This window comes from Polyangium jinanense, from assembly GCF_028435365.1.
In genome coordinates this window covers 66,164-87,444 of record NZ_JAGTJJ010000036.1, presented here as the reverse complement: position 1 = coordinate 87,444, position 21,281 = coordinate 66,164, and the positions used below count along the sequence as shown (strand labels likewise).

At 65.2% G+C, this 21,281-nt stretch carries 16 protein-coding genes and 1 riboswitch; of the genes, 6 read left to right on the top strand and 10 right to left on the bottom strand.

Annotated features, from left to right (window positions below; translation table 11 throughout):
• Positions 1 to 54: 54 nt before the first annotated feature.
• Both KEG57_RS37560 and KEG57_RS37555 read right to left on the bottom strand, forming a co-directional pair.
• Complete coding sequence (locus KEG57_RS37560) at positions 55 to 1,077, bottom strand: ribonucleotide-diphosphate reductase subunit beta (RefSeq protein WP_272459395.1); 1,023 nt, start codon at positions 1,075 to 1,077, stop codon at positions 55 to 57.
• Complete coding sequence (locus KEG57_RS37555; RefSeq protein WP_272425646.1) at positions 1,074 to 3,572, bottom strand: ribonucleoside-diphosphate reductase subunit alpha; 2,499 nt, start codon at positions 3,570 to 3,572, stop codon at positions 1,074 to 1,076. Before KEG57_RS37555 ends, KEG57_RS37560 begins: the two co-directional genes overlap by 4 nt.
• A gap of 255 nt (positions 3,573 to 3,827) precedes the next feature.
• A riboswitch (cobalamin riboswitch) is annotated at positions 3,828 to 4,038 on the bottom strand.
• A 535-nt stretch (positions 4,039 to 4,573) separates the two neighbouring features.
• Here KEG57_RS37555 and KEG57_RS37550 point away from each other — a divergent pair.
• Entirely contained in the window at positions 4,574 to 5,485 is a 912-nt protein-coding gene (locus KEG57_RS37550; protein ID WP_272459394.1) for an STAS domain-containing protein, read from the top strand.
• Entirely contained in the window at positions 5,482 to 6,669 is a 1,188-nt protein-coding gene (locus tag KEG57_RS37545; protein ID WP_272425644.1) for a hypothetical protein, read from the top strand. The genes KEG57_RS37550 and KEG57_RS37545 overlap by 4 nt, the downstream gene beginning before the upstream one ends.
• 267 nt (positions 6,670 to 6,936) lie before the next feature.
• Here the strand turns inward: KEG57_RS37545 and ycaC are convergent, their stop codons facing one another.
• The 7 genes from ycaC to KEG57_RS37510 form a co-directional block, all read right to left on the bottom strand.
• Complete coding sequence (gene ycaC / locus KEG57_RS37540) at positions 6,937 to 7,656, bottom strand: isochorismate family cysteine hydrolase YcaC (protein ID WP_272425643.1); 720 nt, start codon at positions 7,654 to 7,656, stop codon at positions 6,937 to 6,939.
• Positions 7,616 to 8,524, bottom strand: a complete 909-nt coding sequence (locus tag KEG57_RS37535; RefSeq protein ID WP_272425642.1) for a pirin family protein — start codon at positions 8,522 to 8,524, stop codon at positions 7,616 to 7,618. Before KEG57_RS37535 ends, ycaC begins: the two co-directional genes overlap by 41 nt.
• Positions 8,525 to 8,636: 112 nt before the next feature.
• Positions 8,637 to 9,548, bottom strand: a complete 912-nt coding sequence (locus KEG57_RS37530) for a LysR family transcriptional regulator (RefSeq protein ID WP_272425641.1) — start codon at positions 9,546 to 9,548, stop codon at positions 8,637 to 8,639.
• 34 nt (positions 9,549 to 9,582) lie between these two features.
• Positions 9,583 to 11,109, bottom strand: coding sequence for a GMC family oxidoreductase (locus KEG57_RS37525; protein ID WP_272425640.1), 1,527 nt, complete (start codon positions 11,107 to 11,109; stop codon positions 9,583 to 9,585).
• Positions 11,110 to 11,170: 61 nt separating this feature from the next.
• Positions 11,171 to 11,581: a hypothetical protein gene (locus KEG57_RS37520; RefSeq protein ID WP_272425639.1), complete on the bottom strand. Its 411-nt coding sequence runs from the start codon at positions 11,579 to 11,581 to the stop codon at positions 11,171 to 11,173.
• Between the two features lie 206 nt (positions 11,582 to 11,787).
• A complete protein-coding gene (locus tag KEG57_RS37515) occupies positions 11,788 to 12,681 on the bottom strand; it encodes an alpha/beta hydrolase (RefSeq protein ID WP_272425638.1) in 894 nt (297 codons plus the stop codon).
• Between the two features lie 142 nt (positions 12,682 to 12,823).
• Complete coding sequence (locus KEG57_RS37510) at positions 12,824 to 14,461, bottom strand: flavin monoamine oxidase family protein (RefSeq protein WP_272425637.1); 1,638 nt, start codon at positions 14,459 to 14,461, stop codon at positions 12,824 to 12,826.
• Between the two features lie 433 nt (positions 14,462 to 14,894).
• Here KEG57_RS37510 and KEG57_RS37505 point away from each other — a divergent pair, with 433 nt between their 5' ends.
• The 4 genes from KEG57_RS37505 (at position 14,895) to KEG57_RS37490 (ending at position 20,906) form a co-directional block, all read left to right on the top strand.
• The gene (locus KEG57_RS37505; RefSeq protein WP_272425636.1) at positions 14,895 to 16,079 is read left to right on the top strand and encodes an RCC1 domain-containing protein; all 1,185 of its coding nucleotides are present in this window, start codon (positions 14,895 to 14,897) and stop codon (positions 16,077 to 16,079) included.
• Positions 16,080 to 16,087: 8 nt separating this feature from the next.
• Positions 16,088 to 16,765: a hypothetical protein gene (locus KEG57_RS37500; RefSeq protein ID WP_272459393.1), complete on the top strand. Its 678-nt coding sequence runs from the start codon at positions 16,088 to 16,090 to the stop codon at positions 16,763 to 16,765.
• Between the two features lie 596 nt (positions 16,766 to 17,361).
• Entirely contained in the window at positions 17,362 to 18,096 is a 735-nt protein-coding gene (locus KEG57_RS37495; RefSeq protein ID WP_272425634.1) for a hypothetical protein, read from the top strand.
• Positions 18,097 to 18,239: 143 nt separating this feature from the next.
• Complete coding sequence (locus KEG57_RS37490) at positions 18,240 to 20,906, top strand: protein kinase domain-containing protein (RefSeq protein WP_272425633.1); 2,667 nt, start codon at positions 18,240 to 18,242, stop codon at positions 20,904 to 20,906.
• A 5-nt stretch (positions 20,907 to 20,911) separates the two neighbouring features.
• On the opposite strand, the gene KEG57_RS37485 is transcribed toward KEG57_RS37490, so the two are convergent.
• Positions 20,912 to 21,184 carry a hypothetical protein gene (locus KEG57_RS37485; RefSeq protein ID WP_272425632.1) on the bottom strand — a complete coding sequence of 91 codons (273 nt, stop codon included), beginning with the start codon at positions 21,182 to 21,184 and terminating at the stop codon, positions 20,912 to 20,914.
• Positions 21,185 to 21,281: the final 97 nt, after the last annotated feature.

Sequence of the window (21,281 nt, the reverse complement as noted above, 5' to 3'; positions counted from 1 at the left end):
TGACCCGGATCACGTCATCGCCGTGACCACGTAGCGGCTTCGATCGTCTCGATGTCAGAACGCGGCGTCGAGCACGACCTCCCCGGATACGCCGACCTGGTAGGCCGAGACGCGCCGCTCGAAGAAATTGGTGACCTCTTGCACGTCCTGGAGGTCCATGAATGAAAACGGGTTCTGCGTCCTGAAACGCTTCGGGAGCTCGAGCGTCGCGAGGCGTTGATCCGCGCAGAACTCGAGGTAGCGGCGGACATCACGCGTCGACATGCCGGCGATGCCGTCGCCAAGCAGGTCCTCGGCGAACTGCATCTCGCAATCGATTGCCTCGTCGAGCATGTCGATGACCGCACTGGAAAGCGCGTTGTCGAAGAGCTCCGGTTCCTCGCGCCTCACCGTCTTCACCACCTCGAAGGCGAACGCCATGTGCGCGCTCTCGTCGCGGAACACCCAGTTGGTCCCCGCCGCGAGCCCGTGGAGCAACCCACGGGAGCGAAGGAAATACACGTACGCAAACGCGCCGAAGAAGAAGAGGCCCTCGATGCAAGCAGCGAAGCAGATGAGGTTCAAGAGGAAGGCTCGCCGCTGCGCACGCGAATCGAGCCGCTCGAGCGACCGCGTGGAGTCGAGCCATTTCATGCAAAACGCAGCCTTCTTCCTGATGGATGGAATGTTCTCGACCGCGGCGAACGCACGGTGGCGGTCCTCCGGGTCGGGGACGTACGTGTCGAGGAGCGTCAGATAGAATTGCACGTGGAGCGCTTCCTCGTAGAGCTGCCGCGACAGATACATCCGCGCCTCGGGTGCATTGATGTGCTTGTACAGGTTCAAGACCACGTTGTTCGCGACGATGGAATCGCCGGTCGCGAAGAAGGCGACGAGGCGCTGCACGAGGTGTCGCTCGGCGTCGCTCATCTTCTTCTTGAGGTCGCCGACGTCGGTCGAGAAATCGACCTCCTCGACGGTCCATGTGTTCTTGATGGCCGCGCGGTACATCTCGAAGAATTTCGGGTACGTCATTGGCCGGAGCGTCAAGCAAAGGCCCGGGTCGAGCAGGCGGGCGGGACGGGCGGCGGCGCTCATTGGCATGCCTCGCAGCTCTCGGGGTTTTCGAGGGAGCACGCCACCGCGGCGGCGTCCGTGGTCGCGGCGCGGGGGGGCGGCGGCGTCCATCCGGGCGTGCCGCCGGGATTGCTCTCTCCGCTCGATGTCGATTTCGGCTCCTCGACCGTGGCCTTCGCGATGCGCGTCGCAGGGCGGGACCGCAGATAGTAGGTCGTCTTCAGGCCCTTCTTCCAGGCATAGAAATACATCGACGAGAGCTGGCCGATGTTGGGGCTCTCCATGAAGAGGTTGAGCGACTGACTCTGGTCGATGAAGGCCCCACGATCGGCGGCCATGTCGATGAGCGAGCGCATCGGGATCTCCCACGCCGTGCGGTAGACGGCGCGCAGCTCCTCCGGCAGTTCATCGACCCTTTGCACGGAGCCCTCCGCGAGCTTGAGGCGCGAACGCATCGTCTCGGTCCACAGCCCGAGCGCCTTGAGCTCTCGGGCGAGGTATCGATTGACCTGGAGGAAGTCGCCGGAGAGCGTTTCCCGCTTGAAGAGGTTGCTCACCTGCGGCTCGATGCACTCGTAGCAGCCGGCGATGGAGGCGATCGTCGCGGTCGGCGCAATGGCGCAGAGCAGCGAGTTGCGCATGCCATGCTCGGCAATCCGGGCGCGAAGGTGCTCCCAACGCTCCGGGTCGTCAGGCGTCACGCCCCACGCGTCGAACTGGAGCTCTCCCCGCGCGGCGCGCGTCTCCTCGAATGCCGGATGACGCCCCTTCTCGTTCGCGAGCTCGACGGACGCCGCGAGCGCGTGATAATACACTTCCTCCGAGATTCGCTTCGAAAGAGCGCGGGCCTCGGGCGCGTCGAATGGGAGACGCATCTGAAAAAAGACATCCTGAAGCCCCATGAGACCGAGCCCGATCGGTCGCCAGCGCAGGTTCGACGCGCGCGTCGTAGCGATGGGGTAATAGTTGAGGTCGATGACGCGGTCGAGCTGCCGGACCGCGGTCCTCACGGTACGCCCAAGCTTGTCGAAATCGAACGCAACGACGTGGCCGTCGATGACCCGCGTGTGTCGAGCGAGGTTGATCGAGCCGAGGTTGCAGACTGCCGCCTCGTCCTTCGATGTCACCTCCAGGATCTCCGTGCAAAGGTTCGAGAGGTGCACGACGCGTCCCGGAAGGGCCGTCTGGTTGCAGGCGCGGTTCGACTTGTCCTTGAACGTCATCCAGCCGTTCCCCGTTTGCGCGAGCGTGCGCATCATCCGCGCATAAAGGTGACGCGCCTTGATGGTCTCGAGCGCTAAGCCCGCTCGTTCTGCCTCCTCGTATCGGCGCTCGAACGCCTCGCCGTAGAGATCGGGAAGATCCGGCACGGTCTTCGGGTCGAAGAGGCTCCAGAGCGCGTCGGCCTCGACGCGTTTCATGAACAGGTCCGGGATCCAGTTGGCGAGGTTCAAGTTGTGCGTGCGGCTCGCCTCGTCGCCGGTGTTGTCGCGCAGCTCGAGGAACTCCTCGACGTCGGCGTGCCACGGTTCGAGATACACGCAGCACGCGCCCTTGCGCTTGCCACCCTGGTTGACGGCCGCGACGGAGGCGTCGAGGGTCTTCAGCCAGGGCACGATCCCATTGGAATGGCCATTCGTGCTCTCGATGAGGGAGCCGCGCGAGCGGACGCGGTGGTAGGCGAGCCCGATTCCACCGGAGAACTTCGACAGCATCGCGACGTCCGTATAACTCCGATAGATGTTCTCGAGGTGATCCTCGGGGGAGTCGAGGAGGAAGCAGCTCGAGAGCTGCTCGTGGCGCGTCCCCGCATTGAAGAGCGTCGGCGAGCTCGGCAGGTATTCGAGGGACGAGAACAGGTGGTACAGCCCGAGCGCGTCCTGCACCGTCTCCGAGAGGGCGCACGCGATGCGCAGGAAAAACTGCTGCGGCGTCTCGATGACGAGACGCGAGGTCGGGTGCTTGAGCAGGTACCGATCGTATACCGTCCGGAGGCCGAAGTATTCGAACTCGCAATCCCGCTCCGGGACGAGCGCGTCGTTGAGCTTGCGGGCGTTTCCCGCGACGAACGTTTGCAGGCGATCGTTGACGAGGCCGAGGCGATGCCCCGCGGCGATCGACTGCGAGAAGGCGTGGATTTCCTGATTGCGAACTTCCTTCTCGATGTACGTCGAAAGAAGCCGGGCCGCGAGGCGAGCGTATTGCGGCTCCTCGACGATCAGCCCAGCCGCCGTCTGGATCGAGAGCTGGTCGAGCTCGCGGGTCGTCGCGCCATCGTAAAGGCCGCTGATGGTCTTGGTCGCGATGCGCAGAGCATCGACGTCCGAAAGTCCCGTGCAGCATCGGCCCACGGCGCGTACGATCTTGTTGACGTCGACCGGCTCACTCGACCCATTGCGTTTCTTCACGCGCATGGTCGTCTGCGTATAGATCTCACCAGCCGTCGAGCTCGTCGTCCGCGTGGTCGCGTAGAACGGCGCCGCGCCGTTGCTGTTCGGGGTCGTCTCGTTTTGCATCAGGCTGCCTCCTCTCCGGTCCCGTATCCGAGCGGGACAAGACCGCTCGGGTTGAAACCCGCGAGAGAGGAAGCCGGCCGATGCGCGCGCCCGCGCTGGACCCTTGGGGAGCCCTCGGACCGACCTTCGCCCCCGCGGGCGACTGGAACACCACAGCGAGGGACAGGTCGATACCGAGACGGGCACACGAGAGTGTGCCGCTCGGACCTTCCTGCCTTCCCACGAGGCTCCCAGGTCGAACCGACTCCGGATATCTCCCGGGGTCGGGTGCGGGCAGGTCTTCGGACTCACGAGCGCTTCGGCGATTGCCGGATTCCTACTTTCCGCCGCTTCCCAGGTCCCGAAGGTCCCAGTGCATGTGGCGAATTTCGTTCTCGCTTACCGCTGCGGGGCAGTCCCGGAGTTTCACCGGGTTCCCTTTTTAAGGCCGGGCCGAAGCCCAGCCACCAGCACGGGACGCACCCTATGGTCGTGTCGGGTACGATGTCAACCGAGATGTTCCGATGACGTGTAAAGGTTTGAATTTACATCTGTTCTTCGACCAGGTGGCCCCGATCTCGCGTGGCGAAGGATCGGCCCTAGCACCGGTGGTCGTATGTACGTTCTCATGGTCGAGCCTCTCCTTGTGGAGCCGTATCGCGCTGTCCCCGCAGCGACGAGATCGGTGCCTCGGGCAAAAGGGGCAGCAGCGCGCGCAGCCCGCGCAGGTCGATCGATGAGGGCCGCGTCCCCGATACGGTAAGAGCGGAAGTTTGCTGCAAAGTTCAAACGAGTCTTCCGCGGCGGGTGCACATGGCTCCCTTGCAGCCTTGCATCAGCGCTCATGGCCGCCAAAGCACCGTGTTGATGGCCTCACACCTCGCCTGGCCTCCAGGGATCCTTTCGCATCGTCCACAGTAATTCATCTCACGACATACCAGATTTTAGTCACGGTCTTGCTCTGGGCTGGCTTGATAACGGAACTTGTGGTCGTCCTGTCTCATGGAGGGCTCATTCGCACCATGGCCAGGTATCCCTCTCCTGTAGCAGTCCCCACTGATGCGGACGTCCACTCATTGCGGCAACGCGTCAAGGATCTGGAGAAACAGCTCGAGGTTCGGGCCGACGAGATCGCAGCGGCCCAAGAGGATGCACTTCGTTACCGCCGCTATTTCAATTTCGCTCAGATCGGAATGACGGTAACGTCGCTCGGAACCGGCTGGATAGACTTCAATCAGCAGCTGTGCGAACAGTTGGGCTACACGCCGGAGGAGTTGAGGGGTACGAATTGGGTAGACCTCACGCACCCCGACGACGTCTCGCTCGACAAAGATCTGTTCGAGAAGCTCGTCCGAGGCGAGATTCAGCGATACAGTCTCGACAAACGTTTTTTGCGCAAGGACGGCAGCATCATGTATGGAAACATTCTCATTCAGGGTGTCTACCGCCCCGACGGTTCGTTCGACCATATCTTCGGTTTCCTGCACGACGTCACCGAACGCTTGCAGAACGAAAGGGAGCGCTTGGGGCTCAAGCAGGAGATCATCGACACACAGAAGAAGGCGCTGCGCGAACTGTCGACCCCACTGATCCCCGTCGCCAAGCACGTCCTCGTGATGCCGCTCGTGGGCACGATTGACAGTGTGCGCGCGCAGGCGGTGCTCGAAACATTACTCGAAGGCGTCACGAGGTATCAGGCGAGAATGACCATCCTCGATATCACCGGCGTGCAGGTCATGGATAGTGAAGTCACCAGTGCATTGGTCAAAGCCGCCCAAGCCGTGGAGTTGCTCGGCGCACAGGCGATCCTGACGGGCATCCAGCCGGGCATCGCCAAGACGCTGGTGGAACTCGATGCCGAGCTGAGCAACGTCATGACCCTCAGCACCGTCCGAGAAGGCATCTCCTACGCACTGGGGAGGCTTCATCGATGACGAGTTTTCAGGGGCTCGATGATTGGTTCGACTATTCGACGGCAAGCTGGCGGGCGGCGGGTGGCCATGCTCCGCTCGATCCGCGCGACATCCCCAGGGACCCGACATCGTACAATCGCGAAACCTACCGATGGCTCGCCGCGCGGTATCGGCACATTTACCTTGACTTCTACGAGGCCATTCGGGCTGATGGAACGCTGATACGTCAGCAGCCCGCCCATTTTGCGCGGCAGTGGGCGGCACATTACGAGTCCATCACGATCTGGAAGCAGGTCTGCCCGCTCTTCGTATTCGGTCAGGCGCTCGGCGGGCTCGATGCGCGCCATCGAGACCTCGCCCGTGCCTACGTGCTGGGGTACGGCATTCCGGTGATGGCCATCGATCGGATGATGGACGCGCTACCGGGGACGCCGTCCTCGAAAAACACATGGCTCTTCGTCCTGGCATCCTATGCGCTTGGACTCGAGCAGCTCCGAAAGGTCGATGCGAAGGCCTCCGTCGAAAGCTGCTTCCTTCGCCATACCCAGGAGATGTATCACTTTTTCTGGGGAGAGGAACGGGAGCGGTATCGGTTGCCCGAAGCGGTCTCGGCGGCCACCCTGAACGAGTATCTCGAGGGCCATAGCCGGCTTCTGTCGTCCATCTTCTTTGCCGTGACGATCGAATGGGCTTTCGTGCTCGCCAAGGGAGCGTTACCTCCCGAGTTCGCGCCAGCGCTCGTTGCATTGCGGAAGATGCGGCAGCTCAATGACGAGTTGGTGGACGCCGACGAGGACATTCGCTACGGTATCGTCACATTCCCCTACTTGCACGGCCTCGCCTCACCCCACGGCGCCGTGCTCGCCCAGAATATCATCTCGACCTGGCAGCTCGATCGCGACGAGCCCGGCTCGCCGAAGATGGCCCTGCTCACGGCGCAGCGCCGCGCCATCTTGCAGGAAGCCGGGAGCTTGGAGGCGGCCGCACAGGCCTCGATGCGTTTCTTGCGGACGGTCATGCAGGCTGTGATGAGCCATTTCCCAGCCGAGAACGCGTTCGACGTCACGCTGCTGGTCAATCAACGCGTGTCGCACTTGTTCAGGTTGTTGCAACACGGGTGGAACGAAATACCCAACGTATATCAACCAGAGCCGTTCTCTGAAGCGAGCGAACCTGCCGCTCCCTTGCGCGTGCCATGGAAGTGATCTCACGCGAAACTCACGCTGGCGGCTGGCACGTTGCCAGTTGAATCGCCAGCGCCGCGATCGTGATGGGCGGGGTCGTCGTTGGTCTTGACCTGGCCCGTTCGATGAACTGCGCTTCCGCGCAGTTCATCGACCCCGGGTCCAGCGCTTGCGCTGGTCCGGGTCCAGGGGCGGATAGCCCCGGTGGGGTCTGGGGCAAAGCCCCAGCGAAGCGCCTCCCAAGCTGATACCAATGCTCAGGCGCGCCCGGCCGGGGCCCGAATCGTGCTACTTCCTCGCTTTGAGCGTGGTGTAGGAGGTGATCAGATTCCGGTAGTCCGGGATGTGGTTCGAGAACAGCGTTCCCAGGCCCTCCACGTCGTTGCGCCAATCGCGGTGCAACTCGCACGCAACGCCGAACCAGCTCATGAGCTGCGCGCCGGCTGCGGCCATGCGGCTCCACGCGGCATCGCGGGTCACTTCGTTGAACGTGCCCGAGGCGTCGGTCACGACGAAGACCTGATAACCTTCCTCCAGGGCCGAGAGCGCCGGGAATGCCACGCAGACCTCGGTGACGACGCCGGCGATGAGGAGCTGCTTCTTTCCGGTCGCCTTGACGGCCTTGACGAAGTCTTCGTTGTCCCAGGCGTTGATCTGCCCCGGACGCGGAATGAACGGTGCGTCGGGGAACATCTGCTTGAGCTCAGGCACGAGCGGACCGTTTGGGCCGTCCTCGAAGCTGGTGGTCAGGATCGTCGGCAGGTTGAAGTACTTCGCGAGGTCGGCCAGGGCGAGCACGTTGTTCTTGAACCTGTCGGGATCGAAGTCGCGGACCAGCGACAGGAGTCCGGCCTGGTGGTCGACGAGCAGGACGGCGGCGTTGTTCTTGTCGAGTCGGGTATAGGGCGTGCTCATGACGGTCATTTTCTCCTTGGTGGTTCTCCGGTTCGAGGAACCGGTTTCGGGTTCAATCCAGGTAGCCGAACTTTCCGCTGTCGAAATCAGCAAGAGCCTGCGCAATTTCGCGCTCGCTGTTCATGACGAACGGGCCGTATTGCACCACGGGCTCGTGGATGGGCTCGCCGTTCAGGACGAGCAGGTGCGCTTTTTCACGGGCTTCGATGACGACGCGTTCTCCGATGTTCGCGAACACGACGAAGTCGTGCGCTGTCGCTTTGGTTTCGTCGTTGATGGTGATGTCACCCTCCATCACGAGAAGGCTCGTGTTTTGATGTGCCGGAAACGTGAACTCGACGTTGCCTCTGGCGTTCAGGCGGACATCGAACACGTTGATCGGCGTGTACGTCCTCGCTGGCCCCTTCACGCCTTGGAACTCGCCCGCTACGATCCGCACGACTCCCGCGTCATTCGGCAGTGTCACGAGACCCATCTGGTCCGCGACGAGGGCCTGATACCGAGGACGGGCCATCTTGTGCGCCCTGGGTAGATTCACCCAGAGCTGCGCCATCTGAAATGGGCCGCCCTGACGTGCATAGGTCGCCTCATGGTACTCCTTGTGGAGGATCCCCGAAGCGGCCGTCATCCACTGGACGTCGCCTGGACCGATCACGCCTCCGCCCCCGGAGCTGTCGTGATGCGCGACGCGCCCCTGCCAGGCGAGCGTGACGGTCTCGAACCCGCGGTGCGGATGCACCCCAACGCCCCGCGCGTGCTTCGTGGGCGCATAGTCGTACGCGGGGTGGTAGTCCAGGAGCAGGAACGGATTCAGCTTTCGTACTGCATCTGGAATCGCCCGGAAGTAACCGGCGACGCGAAAGCCGTCGCCCACCCAGTGCAGTCCCGGCGCCCGGTAGATCCCGTCGAGCTCACGTGGCTCGCCACGTCGCCCGTGATCGGTGGTCGTGGCAGTGGTCATGGTTCTTCTCCTCGTCGTTCTCCCGACGCCGAGTAGAATGTACACCCCGGACCAATGGAACAATACTGAGCTTCGGCAAATCACTGTTCCAAAACCGAGAACAATCTTTGGTCTAGGTCCGAGCTGGTCCGTCAGCCAACACGAGGCGGTTGCGGAGCAGATCCAGGAGCGCGATCACCTTGGGGGACAGGTGGCGCGTGCTTGGATAGAGTGCGAACACGGGCACCTCGGCAGCCGCCCACGCGTCGAGGACGCGACGCAGGCGGCCTGCCTTCAGCTCCTCGGCGCACTGGTACTCGGGCAAAAGCGCGACGCCGAAGCCCGCGAGCACGACCGCACGGAGCATGTCGTAGTCGTTGACGGCGAGGCGCGGGCGCACCGTCATTTCCAATGACTTTCCACCGGACACGAGTCTCCATGTGTTCCCATCCGGCGCGAACACGAGCGACGGAATACGCTGGAGATCGGCGGGCTCCTTCAGCGGCCCGAGCCGCTCGATCGCCTCCGGTGCCGCAACAAGGAAGCGGCGCACCGTCCCGAGCCGACGAGCCACCCATGCTGAATCCCGCGGTCGACCTGCGCGAATTGCCAGATCAAAACGCTCCTCGACGAGGTCGACCCTGCGATCGGTGCAAAGCAGGTCGAGCCTGACATCGGGGTACAGCGCCATGTATTCGGCCAGGATCGGCCCCAGAACGGAGAACGTGAGGGGGGTGGTGACGCGAAGCAGCCCGCGGGGCGTGGACTGGAGCTGCGTCACCGCGAGGTGCGCTTCCTCGAGCTCTGCAACGATTCGAGAACAGTGCTCGTAGTACACGCGCCCGACGTCGGTGAGGCTCAGCTTCCGGGTCGTACGCTGAAGCAATCGCGCGCCGACGCGCGCTTCGAGATCGGAGATCCGGCGGCTCGCGGTCGATTTGGGTATCCCGAGTCTGGCAGACGCGGCGGAGAAGCTGCCCAGCTCGACGATCGTCGTGAAAACAATGATTTCGTCGAGGTCGACGTTGAGCGCTCGGTGTTCCATCGTGATGCCTGCTTTGCCTCTGGGCGGCGGGGGCTCAGGTGCTGCGACGGCTGGCGAGCACGAGATCAGCGCCCTTGGCCGCTATCATCATGGTGGCCGCGGCCGTGTTTCCGGAGACCGTGGTGGGTATGATGGAGGCGTCGACGACACGCAGGCGCTCTGTGCCTCTGACCTCGAGGTTGGGCGTCACCACGGCCATGTCATCCACGCCCATCTTGCACGTGCCCGCATAGTGGTAGCAGGTGTCGGCAGTCTGGCGAATGTAGGCTTCGATCTCGGCATCCGTTTGCACGCGGGGTCCAGGTAGGATCTCTTCGGCGAACCAGTCGGCCAGGCCTCGGTTGTGGCCAATATCGCGGGCAAGCTTGACGCCGAAGATACAGCGCTGGATATCCTCGGGTGCATTGAGATAGCGAGGATCGATGATGGGGTGCTCGGCGGGGTTGGTGCTCGCCAGCTTGATCGTGCCACGGCTCCTGAGGAGCTGGAGGTTCGGGTAGATGAAGTAGCTTTGCCGCTTGTCTGGAGGCAACTCCAACCCCTCCATGGTGCCGCTGGCCAGGGAGCATTCCACGTCGGTGAGGTAGGGGAGGGTGGAGGGATCCGTGGACGTGAAGATCACCGCACCCATGAGACCGTAAGGTTGTGGTGGCATGGGCTTTCTGCTCAGGAACATGGCCGTGACGAAGAGGTCGTCTTGGAAGTTCTCGCCAACTCCGGGGAGCGCTGATACCACGGGGATACCCAGATCCCGGAGCTGATTCTCCGGGCCCACCCCGGAGAGCAGCAGGAGATGCGGGCTGCCGATGGCACCCGCTGCGATCAGGATCTCTCGGCTGGCGTGAATCTCCACCTGGCGCTGGGTGCGCAAGTCGGTGGCCGCCACGGCCACGGCACGCCGCTCGCCGTCGAAGACGATGCGATCGAAGCGGACTCCGCTCGCGATGTGGAGGTTCTTGTGCCTCCCGGTGCCCAGGAAGTTGCTGAACGTGGTCTCCCGCTGCCCCCCTTGGCTGATCAGGAACTGGAATGGGGAGACACCGAATGCATGAGGGGATGTGTTGTAGTTGGGGGTGTAGGGGATGCCCATAGGATTGCAGGCGACCACCAGATCCTCGATGAAAGGATCCACCGCTGCCTGGGTGATGTGCATCCGCTCTTCCACCCGCTCAAAATAGGGGAGGATGTTATCGTAATTCCAGCCCACGCACCCCTCTTGGGCCCACCGATCAAAGCCGTACGCGCCACCGCGCACGTACACCATGGCATTGTGTACGCTGCAGCCGCCCAGCGCCTTGGCCCGGCGGAGTTGGATCTCGCGGCCATGGAGTCCCGTCTGGGCGACCGAGCGGTAGCCCCATTCCAGCGTTCGATCACGCGAAACCAGTACCCACCTGGTGGGGTCCCAGACGGTCTCGTGATGGGGAGGAATGTCGTCGCCGGCTTCCAGCAAGAGAATCCGGTCGTCGGGGAGAGCCTCCGCGAGCGTGGCGGCAAGGATACAGCCGGCAGAGCCGGCCCCGAGAATGATGTAGTCGAATGCTCCTTCGAATGGGCTCATGTGTGCTTCCTTTGAACGCGTCCCGAAAGGGGAAGCGGTCCCTCGGATTCGGGGCGCCCGATCAGTTCTGTGTTTTCCGAGAGGTCACGATTTGCCATTCATCGAATCGCATGCCGATCTCCGGGCCTATTCCGAAGATGATGTCGGAGAGGCTGGCCATTCCCTGGATGCCCGCATAGAACGGCCCATAGAACTTTGCGCCCACCGCTACCTGAACCCCATACCGCGTGCCTTCACCGAACATGAACTGCGGGCCGACGCGTGCGTAAAGGAGTGAACCATCGACGCGGACGGCGGGCGTCATCGCGAGGCGAAAACCTGGATGGCCCCACGCATCTTTGATCGGAATCATCCCCGAGATCGCGAGCTCGATCGCGACAGACCTCCATACCCGAATCGCAGGCGCAATGTCGATGGGTACCCAGCCGCCATGGCCCAACGTGTGAACGTCGCCGTACCCGAGCGTGACCATGCTGTATCCGACGACGGGCGTGACGCCGACTCCGATACGAAATGGGAAGGGGATGCCAGGGGGCGAAAGAGGCTCAGGTGGCGGCGTCGAAGCACGCACCGGCACGAGAGGCGTTTCCGGCGCCTGCGCCGCCGCGCGTCCTGAACTGAGGAGGACGAGCGTAGGCGTCAACATACACACGAAAAGGGTCGGTCGTATGCGCATGCTCAGAGCCTCGTCGACAGCCAGTCAATTGCACGGTTGCTCGCCTCGATGGCGTCGAGACCGTGGCCGACGTCTTCCAGGTACTCGATCGAGACGTCTTGGTCAGCCCCCTCTGCGGCAGCCATGAACCCGCGCTGCGTCTGCGGCGGGACGATCGTGTCGGCGGTTCCTTGGAGGATGAGCGATGGGATCTTCGGCCCCGTCCGCAGGTAGCTCAGCGGGTTTGCATCTGCGAACTGCGCTGCGTAGTCCGTCACGCTGGCGCCGTCCGGCAAGTCGAGCCAGCGGGTCATGTACACCCGGACCCACCACTCCTCTGTCGTGTCGTAAACAGCAGCAAGGTCGTTCGCGCCGTAGAACGACACGACCGCTCGAACAGCAACGCTTTCTTCGTGCGGACACCAGGTGGGCTCGAACTTGGGATCGGTCTGCGCATACCCCGCCATCATCGCAAGGTGCCCACCGGCAGAATCGCCCGCCGTGGCGACGCGGCCCGTGTCGATTTTGAAGGGAACAGCGTTGGCCGAAAGCCACCGAAGCGCGCAACGCACGTCTTGAATCTGGGCGGGCCAGGGTGACAACGCGTCGCCCTCGTCGTTGGATTCGTTCGCGAGTCGGTAATTGATCGTGACTCCGACGAAACCACGGTTCGCCACGTTCTGGATGGCGTCTCTGAACGTGCTCAGGTCACCGAACATCCAGCCGCCGCCGTGGATGAAGACGACGGTGGGGAACGGTCCCGGCCCTTCCGGGACGCGAATGTCGAGCGTCAATCGATGCTTGCCCTTGGGCGTCGGGGCCTCGGCGTACGTAATCGCCCCTTCCACGGGGGCTTGCGCGCAACTCATCAGCGCAATTGCCACCAGGCTCAGAGCTCCCTGAATTGCGCGTGCCATGTCGACTCTCCTTCTCCGGGACCGGTCCTGAAGGGAACGCCGACCCTTACCAAGGCTCAAGGGCCTGGGGCAAGGCAGCACGAAATCGTCGCCCCCTTCACGCGCCACCCTGGGATGGAGCCAGACGACGCCGACTCCGCCCTCACCACATGAGCCGCGCGAGCTCCTCCGCCGCGCGTGCGCCCTGGGAGGCGGCGCCCTCCATGTGCCCCTGGAAATCGAGCGAAGTGTGCTCGCCGCAGAAGAGCACCCCGCCTTGGCGAGCCGCCTCGTGGCCGCCGAACAGGACCCGCTGACCCACGCGATAATAAGAATACGACGCCTCGTAGAGCGGGTTCAAGTGCGGCATCGATTGCGTCGCTCTCCCGTTCCAATGCGCAAAACCTCCTTTCAGGACCCTCTCCAGCGAGCCGAGCCCCGCACGCGCGTCCGCGAGGACGCCCGCGTCCTTGACGATCGCGAAGGGCTTTCGTGTCGACATCGCGTCCGTCACGGCCCCGCCGGTGTACAGGACGAGGATCCCGGGCTCGCCCGGCTGGGCGCGGCTGACCTCCCAGGTGTTCTGGTAGCCGGTATCGGCATAGGTGGATCCATTGCTTCGGCCTGGCCAGGGGCCCTCCTCGCGCCAGTAGCGGCGCGAAAACTGGAGGTGAAGCTTGCCGTTGTGCGCCCGACCGAGCTCCTCGATCGCGAGGCGCTTGCGCGCGTCAAAATTGGCGTCCCGCAAGTCGATGGTGCGCAATACGGCGAACGGGATAGCGAGGACGACCCAGTCGGCCACGACGTCGATCGCGCCCGGCCCTCGCTGAAAGGTGAGGATCTGCCTCCCCGCCGGGCTCTCGCGTAGGCGGAGGAGTCGGTGCCCGCGCTTGATGGCGTCCGGACCGAGCGCCTCGGCGATGGCCATGGGGATCTGCTGGTTGCCGCCCTTGATATGATGAGCCTCGTCGGATTCGCCGAACATGGAGAAATGGTCGGGATCGGGCTGGTGGCCGAGCAGGTAAACGAGGTTCAGGGCGGATTGATCCCGCGAATCGGCGCCCCACTCGATGACGTAGGCCACGTCGAGGAGCTGCCCGAGCGGCGAGGCGTGCCCGCCCGGGACCCGCGAGGCGATCCAGTCGAATACGCTCATTTGATCGAGCGCGCGCCCCGCGGGCGTCGCGCGGTGATGGGTGGTGGTCTCGCCCGCGGCGAGCAGATCCGAAAGGAGAGCGGGGTAAACACGTGCGAAATCGCGTTCGGCCTCGGCGACGGGGTAATAACGGCCGTCGAAGAAATACGTATCCTCCAGGCCGGACGACTTTTCGCTCTCCAGGCTGTCCATGGTCAGGCCGAATCGGTGGGCGAGGGCGAACAGGGTGCGGTGATTGCTATCGATGAGCTCACCACACCACTCGCTGACTTGACCGGCAGCCCAGGAGGTGGTGTTGGAGAACATGCGCCCGCCGATGCGGCCGGAGGCTTCATACACCGTGGCCGAGAGGCCGCGATCGCGCAGTGCGAGGGCGCAGGTCAGGCCAGCGATGCCGGCGCCGACGATAGCGATGGTTGGATGGTCTGCGGCGCGGAGCGCGCGCGGGAACGCGAGGGTCAAGGCCCCCGTGGCCGCGGCGCCGAGGAAGCGGCGGCGATCGAGGGAAATTCCACGGCGGGCCTCCCGTTCGCGAGCGGCCGCGCGCTCCTCGCGCAGCGCGGCGAGGGTGAGCCCTCGCTCGCGCGCCGCGCGGTGCTCCGAGGCCAGCTTCTCCAGTGATCGCAAGAGTGGTGTCCGTGCCATGCGCGCCCTCCCAGCGGCATAGCTGGCGCCCGGGCGGGGCCATGTCACGGGCTTGCGCGCGACGGCGTGGAGGCTCTAGGAACGAGCACGCGCCGCCTATCGATACGCGTCCCAAACAGCCAATTCCAATGGGTTATAGGGGGCACCCCGGCTCACGTGTCGCGAAGGACCCTGCGCGCGTGTGGAAACTCCCTTCGCGCGGCCACTGCGTAGCCGTCTACTCCCCGAATCGGGTCGATCGACCTGCCGTCACGTTCCTCCCGGGGGCGCCATCATCCGCAGTGACGGAGATTCGACACCATAGCTCCCCAAGGGTCGCGCGCCATCTGGACCAATCCTTGCAATCTCACCGCGCTCCTTCCCCAGACCACGATACAGGATGACATTCATGCGGGAAAAACCCCACACCGTTTGGCTCGGCTTGGCTTCGTTCGTGTTCGCGACGAGCACCGTTGCCTGTTCCACCAATGGTTCCTCCACCCCGACGCTCATCGACGTGGCCCCGGCGGCGCAGCTCAGCGCGGGACGTTCGCATACCTGCGCTACACTTCGTAATGGTAACTTGGCTTGCTGGGGCAAGGGCGACCGGGGGGAGCTCGGCAAAGTCCTCGCGGACGGCGCCGATTCTTCCGCAGCGCCCCAGCCGGTGCCCATCCTCGACAAGGTGATCCACGTGGGGGCCGGGGCCGCTGGTTCGTGTGCGGTGCTCGAGGATCGGACCGTCCGTTGCTGGGGCAATAACGCCGACGGTCAGCTCGGTGTGACGGCGACCTGTAACCCAGGCCTAACGTTCTGTATGATCGAACCAGAGACGGTCGATGCGCTCGAGAACATCGTTACCGTCGTCGCGGGAAGGTCCCTCGCCGAGGAGGCGGTCGACGCCCCACGGAACCATGTTGCCTGCGCGCTGGACGATGGAGGCCTGGTGCGCTGCTGGGGGGGAGCTGACCAGCAAATGCTCGGGCGCGGGAGCATTGCAACGTTGAGCACGACACCCATGGTAGTGGTGGACGCCCAGAACTTTCCTTTGCGGGACATCACGCAAGTGGCGGCGGGAGCGTATCGGATATGCGCGCTCGACATCGAAGGCGTTGTGTGGTGCTGGGGCGCTGACGACACGTATCATCAGCCCGGTGGTCTGTCCGCCGAGCCGGTCGCGTTGCCCATTCCCGCGAAGACCATCGCGGTGGGCGAGGGGCATGCCTGCGCGGTCCTCGACGACGGAAGCGTCTCGTGCTGGGGCCGCAATCAAAACGGCGAGTGTGGTGTCTCCTCGGGCGGCAACGATTGCTGCAACGGGGAGGAGGGGTTCTGCATACCCGGTTGTCGTCACGAGCCGGTGACCGTCCCGGGGGTGGTCGGCGCCGTGGGTGTCGCCGCAGGCGGATTTCACACCTGCGCGTGGTTGGCCGACGGAGGTGCCCTCTGCTGGGGCAGCAACCAGTCTCTCCAGCTCGGAAACGACACCCGGTCCCTGGAGAGACCGCCGAGCGCCGTCACGTCGGTCCCCGGACGTATCGTCGAAATGGTGTGCGGCAACCTGCACACCTGCGCGCGGACCGACAAGGACGAGATTCATTGCTGGGGAACCAGTGAGCGCGGGGAGTCGGGGCAATGAGCAGACGCATGGGCTGGGGGCTCGCGATCTTGCTGCTCTCGGCTCCGGCCGAGGCGCAAACCGAGCCGAACGAAGCGCAAGCCGAGCCGGACGAAGCGCAAACCGAGCCGGGCGGAGCGCAAACCAAGCTGGGCTTCCGTTATTGGCACGGCGACATTGCTTTTGGCGTGCGGGGAGGCGGTGGAACGCGCACGGTGGATGCGCAGCTTTACGCCGGTGCCTTCTTGGCGCGCGCCGTGAAGGTCCCGGGCTGGGCGCCCTTCCTGGGCGCCGGCATGCACCTGAGCGGCGGAGAGGTGACCGTCGATGATCCTCGCGGCATCGATGGGGAGGTCGACGTCGCACGTTTCGCCGTCGGCCCCGAGCTTCGCCTGGGCGTCGCGCGAGGCAAGAAGGTCGAGCTCTTCTCGCGCGCTTGGCCCCATGTTCAGTTCTACGTCAGCTCGGCATTGACGATGGTCTTCGCGAGCGCCTTGACCGACAGGTTGCCGGAGGCAGGACATGGCTGGGACTACAAGTTCGGCGTTGGAGCATCCTTCCCTGCGTTCTGGTCGGTCATCAATGAAGACAAGGGGGCCTCGTGGCTCGTGTTCCTGTGTCCCAATACGTACGCTTTCGATATGGAGGTGCCGCTGGATGAACCATCCAGGCGCCGTTACGGGATACGTATAGGATACGGTTTCTAGCACCACGCGACCGGACCGCGTGTCCGCCGCCGCCGCCACCACGCGTGCTTCAAGTCGAAGGGCGGTTCTGATCGTGGTCGTGTAATGCGGCCTATCCAGTCAAATTCCTGGGGGGTGTACAACCGCGATCCACAGCGGCTTGCCGGCGCTGCGGGACGTGCGGGTGCGTCGAGGCGTCGCTGAGGAGGCTTCGCGTACGCGCGCATCGCGGGGAAACGCCGCCGCGCCGCAGGGTTGTACGGCTGGGAGCCGCACGCCGGCCGGTCACGCGTGGATCTGTACGGGCACTTGTTGCTCCTCGGCCGCCGCCGAACCGTTTTGTACGGCCCGGCGCGCCGCGGGGCGGCCGACGCGCCGTTCTGTACGGCCCGGCGCGCCACGGGGGCGGCCGATGCACCGTTTGGTACGGCCCGGCGCGCGCGGAGGCGGCTGGTGCGATGAGCTGTACGCGCGTTGGCGCTGCCGCTGCCGCTTTCGCTCCCGCTCCCGTCTCCCCTGACTCGGCGTCATCCACTGTATCCGCGTCGTGCGCAGCCCTGCGGGTCGGTCCTGCGCTCGCCGCTTGTCACGGGGGGCAGCTTCTTTAGGTTTCACGCATGTCGTATCGAGCAGCAGCACCGGTCTCGATCTGTGCCCGCATTCAGGGACGGGAGGTGGCGCGAGCGCAGGTGCTGCGCTGGGAGAATCGCCGCGTCACCGCCGCCGCCAAGAAGCTCGGTGTAGTCGTTCCGGACGGCGATGTCTTCGTGCGCCGCGCCGCGCTGCTCGACGCCAAGCTCGAGCTCGGGAGCGCGCAGATCGCCGAGCGCCTGGCACGGGACGTGCGCGGGGCCGACCTCGTGGGGCGGACAAACGCGCGGATCACCAGCCGCCGCCGGATCAGCGTGACCGAACTGTACATCTCCGCCGGTTCCGCGGCCGGATTCGTCGCGTGGTTCGCTCACCGCAAGTCCGACGAACGAGCCATGCTTGCGGCCTGCCCCGACCACTTCGTGATCCGCCCCCGCAGCGACGGCCAGCTCGAGGTGCTGGAGACCACCGGAGGGAGCCCGCTGGCGACCCGCTTTTTCATCGATTACGTCGACACCTCCACCCTGGTCACGGCCCCAGACCCGTCGTTCCCGCACCAGATTGCCGGCGTGGCCCGAGCGTCCGACGGCACCGCCATCGGCGGCGTCCGCCACCAGTTCCGTGACGTCGAAGGCGGCTTCCACGCAAACCTGACCGTCGAGTTCCCCTTCCTGACCGTCTCGCACATGATTGCCGAGCACCGCTGGCACCTCGCCTGCGAGTTCTCCAACTGGATCGAGGCCGCCCTCGCCGACCTCTGAACCCACGGCAATCTCGGGCGGTCGCCACGTCCGCGGCGCATCGAAATGCGCGCATGCATTGAGGTCCACCTTCGCCTGCCCGACGCGGAAGCAGTAGCGGAAGCGGTCGCGGTAGTGATAGCGGTAGCGGAGGGGAACATCCCATGGTGAAGCCCGAGCTCTCCGGTTTGCCCACGGCGCCCGATGCGCCGGAGGTCATTTCCGCGGCGTCCGAGGGCGTCTTGCGCGTGGGCCAGATCGTCGCCGGGCGATACGAGGTCACGGCGCGCCTCGGCGCGGGCGGCATGGGCGCGGTGTGGCGTGTGCACGATCGATCCCTCGACGAGGACGTCGCGCTCAAGGTCATCTTGCCCGATCGCGTCGGTGATCCCGCGGCGCTCGCGCGGTTCCGCGACGAGGTCAAGATCGCTCGCAAGATCACGCATCCAAACGTCTGCCGCGTCTTCGACCTCGGCGAGTCCGAGACGCTCACGTTCCTCACGATGGAGCTTGTCGAAGGAAGCACGCTCCGGCACCTGCTCGCGGCCGAGCTGCTCTCGCCCGCGCGCGCGCTCGACATGCTCCAGCAGATCGTCGACGGCGTCGCCGCGGCGCACGAGCGCGGCGTGGTGCATCGGGATCTCAAGCCTGAAAACGTGCTCGTGCGGCGGGATGGGCGTTGCCTCGTCGCCGACTTCGGCCTCGCGCGTGAGCCGGGGATCGGGGCTGTGACGACGGCGGCGGGCGCGGTGGGCACGCCTGCGTACATGTCGCCCGAGCAACTCAAGGGCGAGAAGCTCGACATTCGCAGCGACGTGTTTGCCCTGGGCATCGTGGGATACGAGCTGCTCACGGGGCGATCGCCATTCGGTCAGGGCTCGCCCGGGACGATTTCGACCGCGATTCTGCGCAGCGAGCCACCGCCGCTCGAGGTACCGGGGCTCGCGGAGCCCGTTCTCCAGGGCCTTCGCGAGGTCCTTTCGCGGGCGCTCGCCAAGGATCCGGATGGTCGATTCGCCTCCGCGGGCGAGCTCGGGGCCGCGCTCGCGCGGGCGCGGGACGCGACGCAGGCCCGGAGCACGCTGCGAGGTTTGTCCGAGCCCGAGCCGGACACATCACGCGCGCCCGCCGCATTTCAATGGTGGAAGCTCGCCCTCGTCCCGCCGCTGCTGTTCGTGAGCCTCTTTCTCCTGGCGCAGTTCCCGCGGGGCGACATCCGCCATTGGAGGCCTTTTTCCGGCGACGACGAAGAACCCGAACCACAAACCCCGCCGGGCGCATCCGCGTCGCCGTCGGACGCGGACGAACGCGCGACCCTCGTCGTCCTTCCCTTCGAAAACCTCACGGGGGACGCGGCGTGGAATGGTTTGTCCCTCAGCGCGCCCGAGGTCGTACGGACGGGGCTCCGCACGATGCCGGAGGTCCGGCTCTCCGAGGTCACGCCGGCTGATCGAGACGCGGCCATCGCGGCGGGGGTTGCCTTCTGGGTGCGTGGCAGCGTGCAACGCGTGGGCGGCACGCTCCGGCTCTCCGCGCAGCTCGATCCCGTGGGGGACGAAAAAGAAGCATTGCCGGGCGAGCCCGTCGAGGTCGACGCCGAGGGCAGCGACGTGACGCGACCGCTCGAGACCCTGCGCAGCCGTGTCCTCGACGAGGCGCGGCTCGTCGTGCGCCACTGGGGCAAGCGTCGCAGGGCCATGCTCGGCACGACGAACGAGGCCGCGAAGAAGAGCCTGCTCGATTATTACAAGATGGTGGGGCCCGGGCCCCGGAAAGAGCATTTTTCCGAAGGGCTCCGGCTTCTCGATCGGGCGATCGCGGCCGATCCGGCGTTCGTCCCGGCGCTCGTCGAGCGCGCGCATCTGCGCTCGATGGGCGCGGGGGAGGGGACGCAGGCTTCCAGAATGGCCGACGCGAATGCGGGGATCGAGCAGGCGCTCGCGACGAGGCCGCAGGATCCGATGGCGCTCGTCACGCGCTGTCGGCTGATGCAGGTCGCGCTCGAAGTGGGCGGCGACAAACCCACGGACGCCTCGATCGAGCGGGCGAAGGCCGCGTGTGACGCGGCGCTGGGGGTCGCCCCGGCGCTCGCCGACGTGTATCTCTCGCTCGCGCGCCTCCAGGATCGCGCGTGCCACGACGAGGAGGCCATGCTCTCGCTCGAACGGGTCCTCGAGCTCGATCGGAGCCTCTCGGGGCGGGTGCTCAAGTATTCCGTGAGCCTCGCGCTCGCGAATGATCGCATGCTCGTCGCCGAGAAAAAATCCGAGGCGCTGATTGCGTTTCACGAGGAGGAGCGGCGGCTCGGCGCCCGGTCGATCGCGCGGCGGGCGGGCATTCCGCCGGAGCAGATGGGCGTATATTTCCGGCGCGGCGTGGTGCTCCTCCGCGCCTCACGGCTCGACGAGGCCGAGCGCGCGTTCGAGCGGGAGATCACGGACGTCGAGGCGCTCGCCGGCAGCGCGTGGGCCGAGGCCGCGGCGATTCGTGGGCTCTTGCGGGTGGGAAAGGCCCGGGGCAAGGCCGTGTTGCCGGAGCACCGGCGGAGGCTCGCCGAGATCGAGGCGGAGATGCGCGCGAAGGCCGCGTCGGATCCGTCGGTCGCGAAGACCATGGTCGGCGCGTATCTCTGGGTCGATCCCGAGGCCGCGGTCGAATGGCTCGGGCGCCTGTCGGCGCGGGGATCGTGCGAGGACGCGATCTGGCGAGGGCTCGTCTATCGCGCGGCGGGAAAAACGAAGCTCGCGCGGGAGGCACTCGCCGCATGCAGCGCGACCGAGCAATGGGAGAAGCGCTGCGTTTCGCGGATCGAGTCGCTCTTGCCGCGGTGAGCGGATCAGTCGTCGCTGGCGCCCGATCGATCACAATCGTCGGGCGTCGTGCAGCCGAGATCCGGCGGGATCGCCTGCGTCTCGAAGGGCGCGTTCATGGCGTCGTCGCAGGGCACCTCGACGCTTTTTCCATCCTTGCCCGTGGTGAAGCAGGCATTGAACTCGTCGTCGTACCAGATGAGATCCGCGGGCTCGGTCGGCTCGGCCATGCAGCCGGTGGTGAAAAGGGCCGAGAGCGCGACGAGAACGAGACCGAGGAGCGACGTGGAGCGAAGCATGGGGAAGACCTCTCTAGGCGCCGATGGGGCGCCGCGTTCGGGGAGAGGTCTAAGCAGGCGGCGTGCCAGGGGAGGGGAGGGCGCGCGATCGTGCGGA

Excerpts from the sequence above, each read along its gene's own strand:
- KEG57_RS37495 (WP_272425634.1), top strand. The coding sequence starts at position 17,362 with ATGTCGTATCGAGCAGCAGCACCGGTCTCGATCTGTGCCCGCATTCAG.
- KEG57_RS37550 (WP_272459394.1), top strand. The coding sequence starts at position 4,574 with ATGGCCAGGTATCCCTCTCCTGTAGCAGTCCCCACTGATGCGGACGTC.
- KEG57_RS37520 (WP_272425639.1), bottom strand. The coding sequence starts at position 11,581 with ATGGTCACGCTCGGGTACGGCGACGTTCACACGTTGGGCCATGGCGGC.
- KEG57_RS37535 (WP_272425642.1), bottom strand. The coding sequence starts at position 8,524 with ATGACCACTGCCACGACCACCGATCACGGGCGACGTGGCGAGCCACGT.
- KEG57_RS37545 (WP_272425644.1), top strand. The coding sequence starts at position 5,482 with ATGACGAGTTTTCAGGGGCTCGATGATTGGTTCGACTATTCGACGGCA.
- KEG57_RS37490 (WP_272425633.1), top strand. The coding sequence starts at position 18,240 with ATGGTGAAGCCCGAGCTCTCCGGTTTGCCCACGGCGCCCGATGCGCCG.
- KEG57_RS37525 (WP_272425640.1), bottom strand. The coding sequence starts at position 11,109 with ATGAGCCCATTCGAAGGAGCATTCGACTACATCATTCTCGGGGCCGGC.
- KEG57_RS37500 (WP_272459393.1), top strand. The coding sequence starts at position 16,088 with ATGGGCTGGGGGCTCGCGATCTTGCTGCTCTCGGCTCCGGCCGAGGCG.
- KEG57_RS37560 (WP_272459395.1), bottom strand. The coding sequence starts at position 1,077 with ATGAGCGCCGCCGCCCGTCCCGCCCGCCTGCTCGACCCGGGCCTTTGC.
- KEG57_RS37555 (WP_272425646.1), bottom strand. The coding sequence starts at position 3,572 with ATGCAAAACGAGACGACCCCGAACAGCAACGGCGCGGCGCCGTTCTAC.
- KEG57_RS37515 (WP_272425638.1), bottom strand. The coding sequence starts at position 12,681 with ATGGCACGCGCAATTCAGGGAGCTCTGAGCCTGGTGGCAATTGCGCTG.
- KEG57_RS37530 (WP_272425641.1), bottom strand. The coding sequence starts at position 9,548 with ATGGAACACCGAGCGCTCAACGTCGACCTCGACGAAATCATTGTTTTC.
- KEG57_RS37510 (WP_272425637.1), bottom strand. The coding sequence starts at position 14,461 with ATGGCACGGACACCACTCTTGCGATCACTGGAGAAGCTGGCCTCGGAG.
- KEG57_RS37485 (WP_272425632.1), bottom strand. The coding sequence starts at position 21,184 with ATGCTTCGCTCCACGTCGCTCCTCGGTCTCGTTCTCGTCGCGCTCTCG.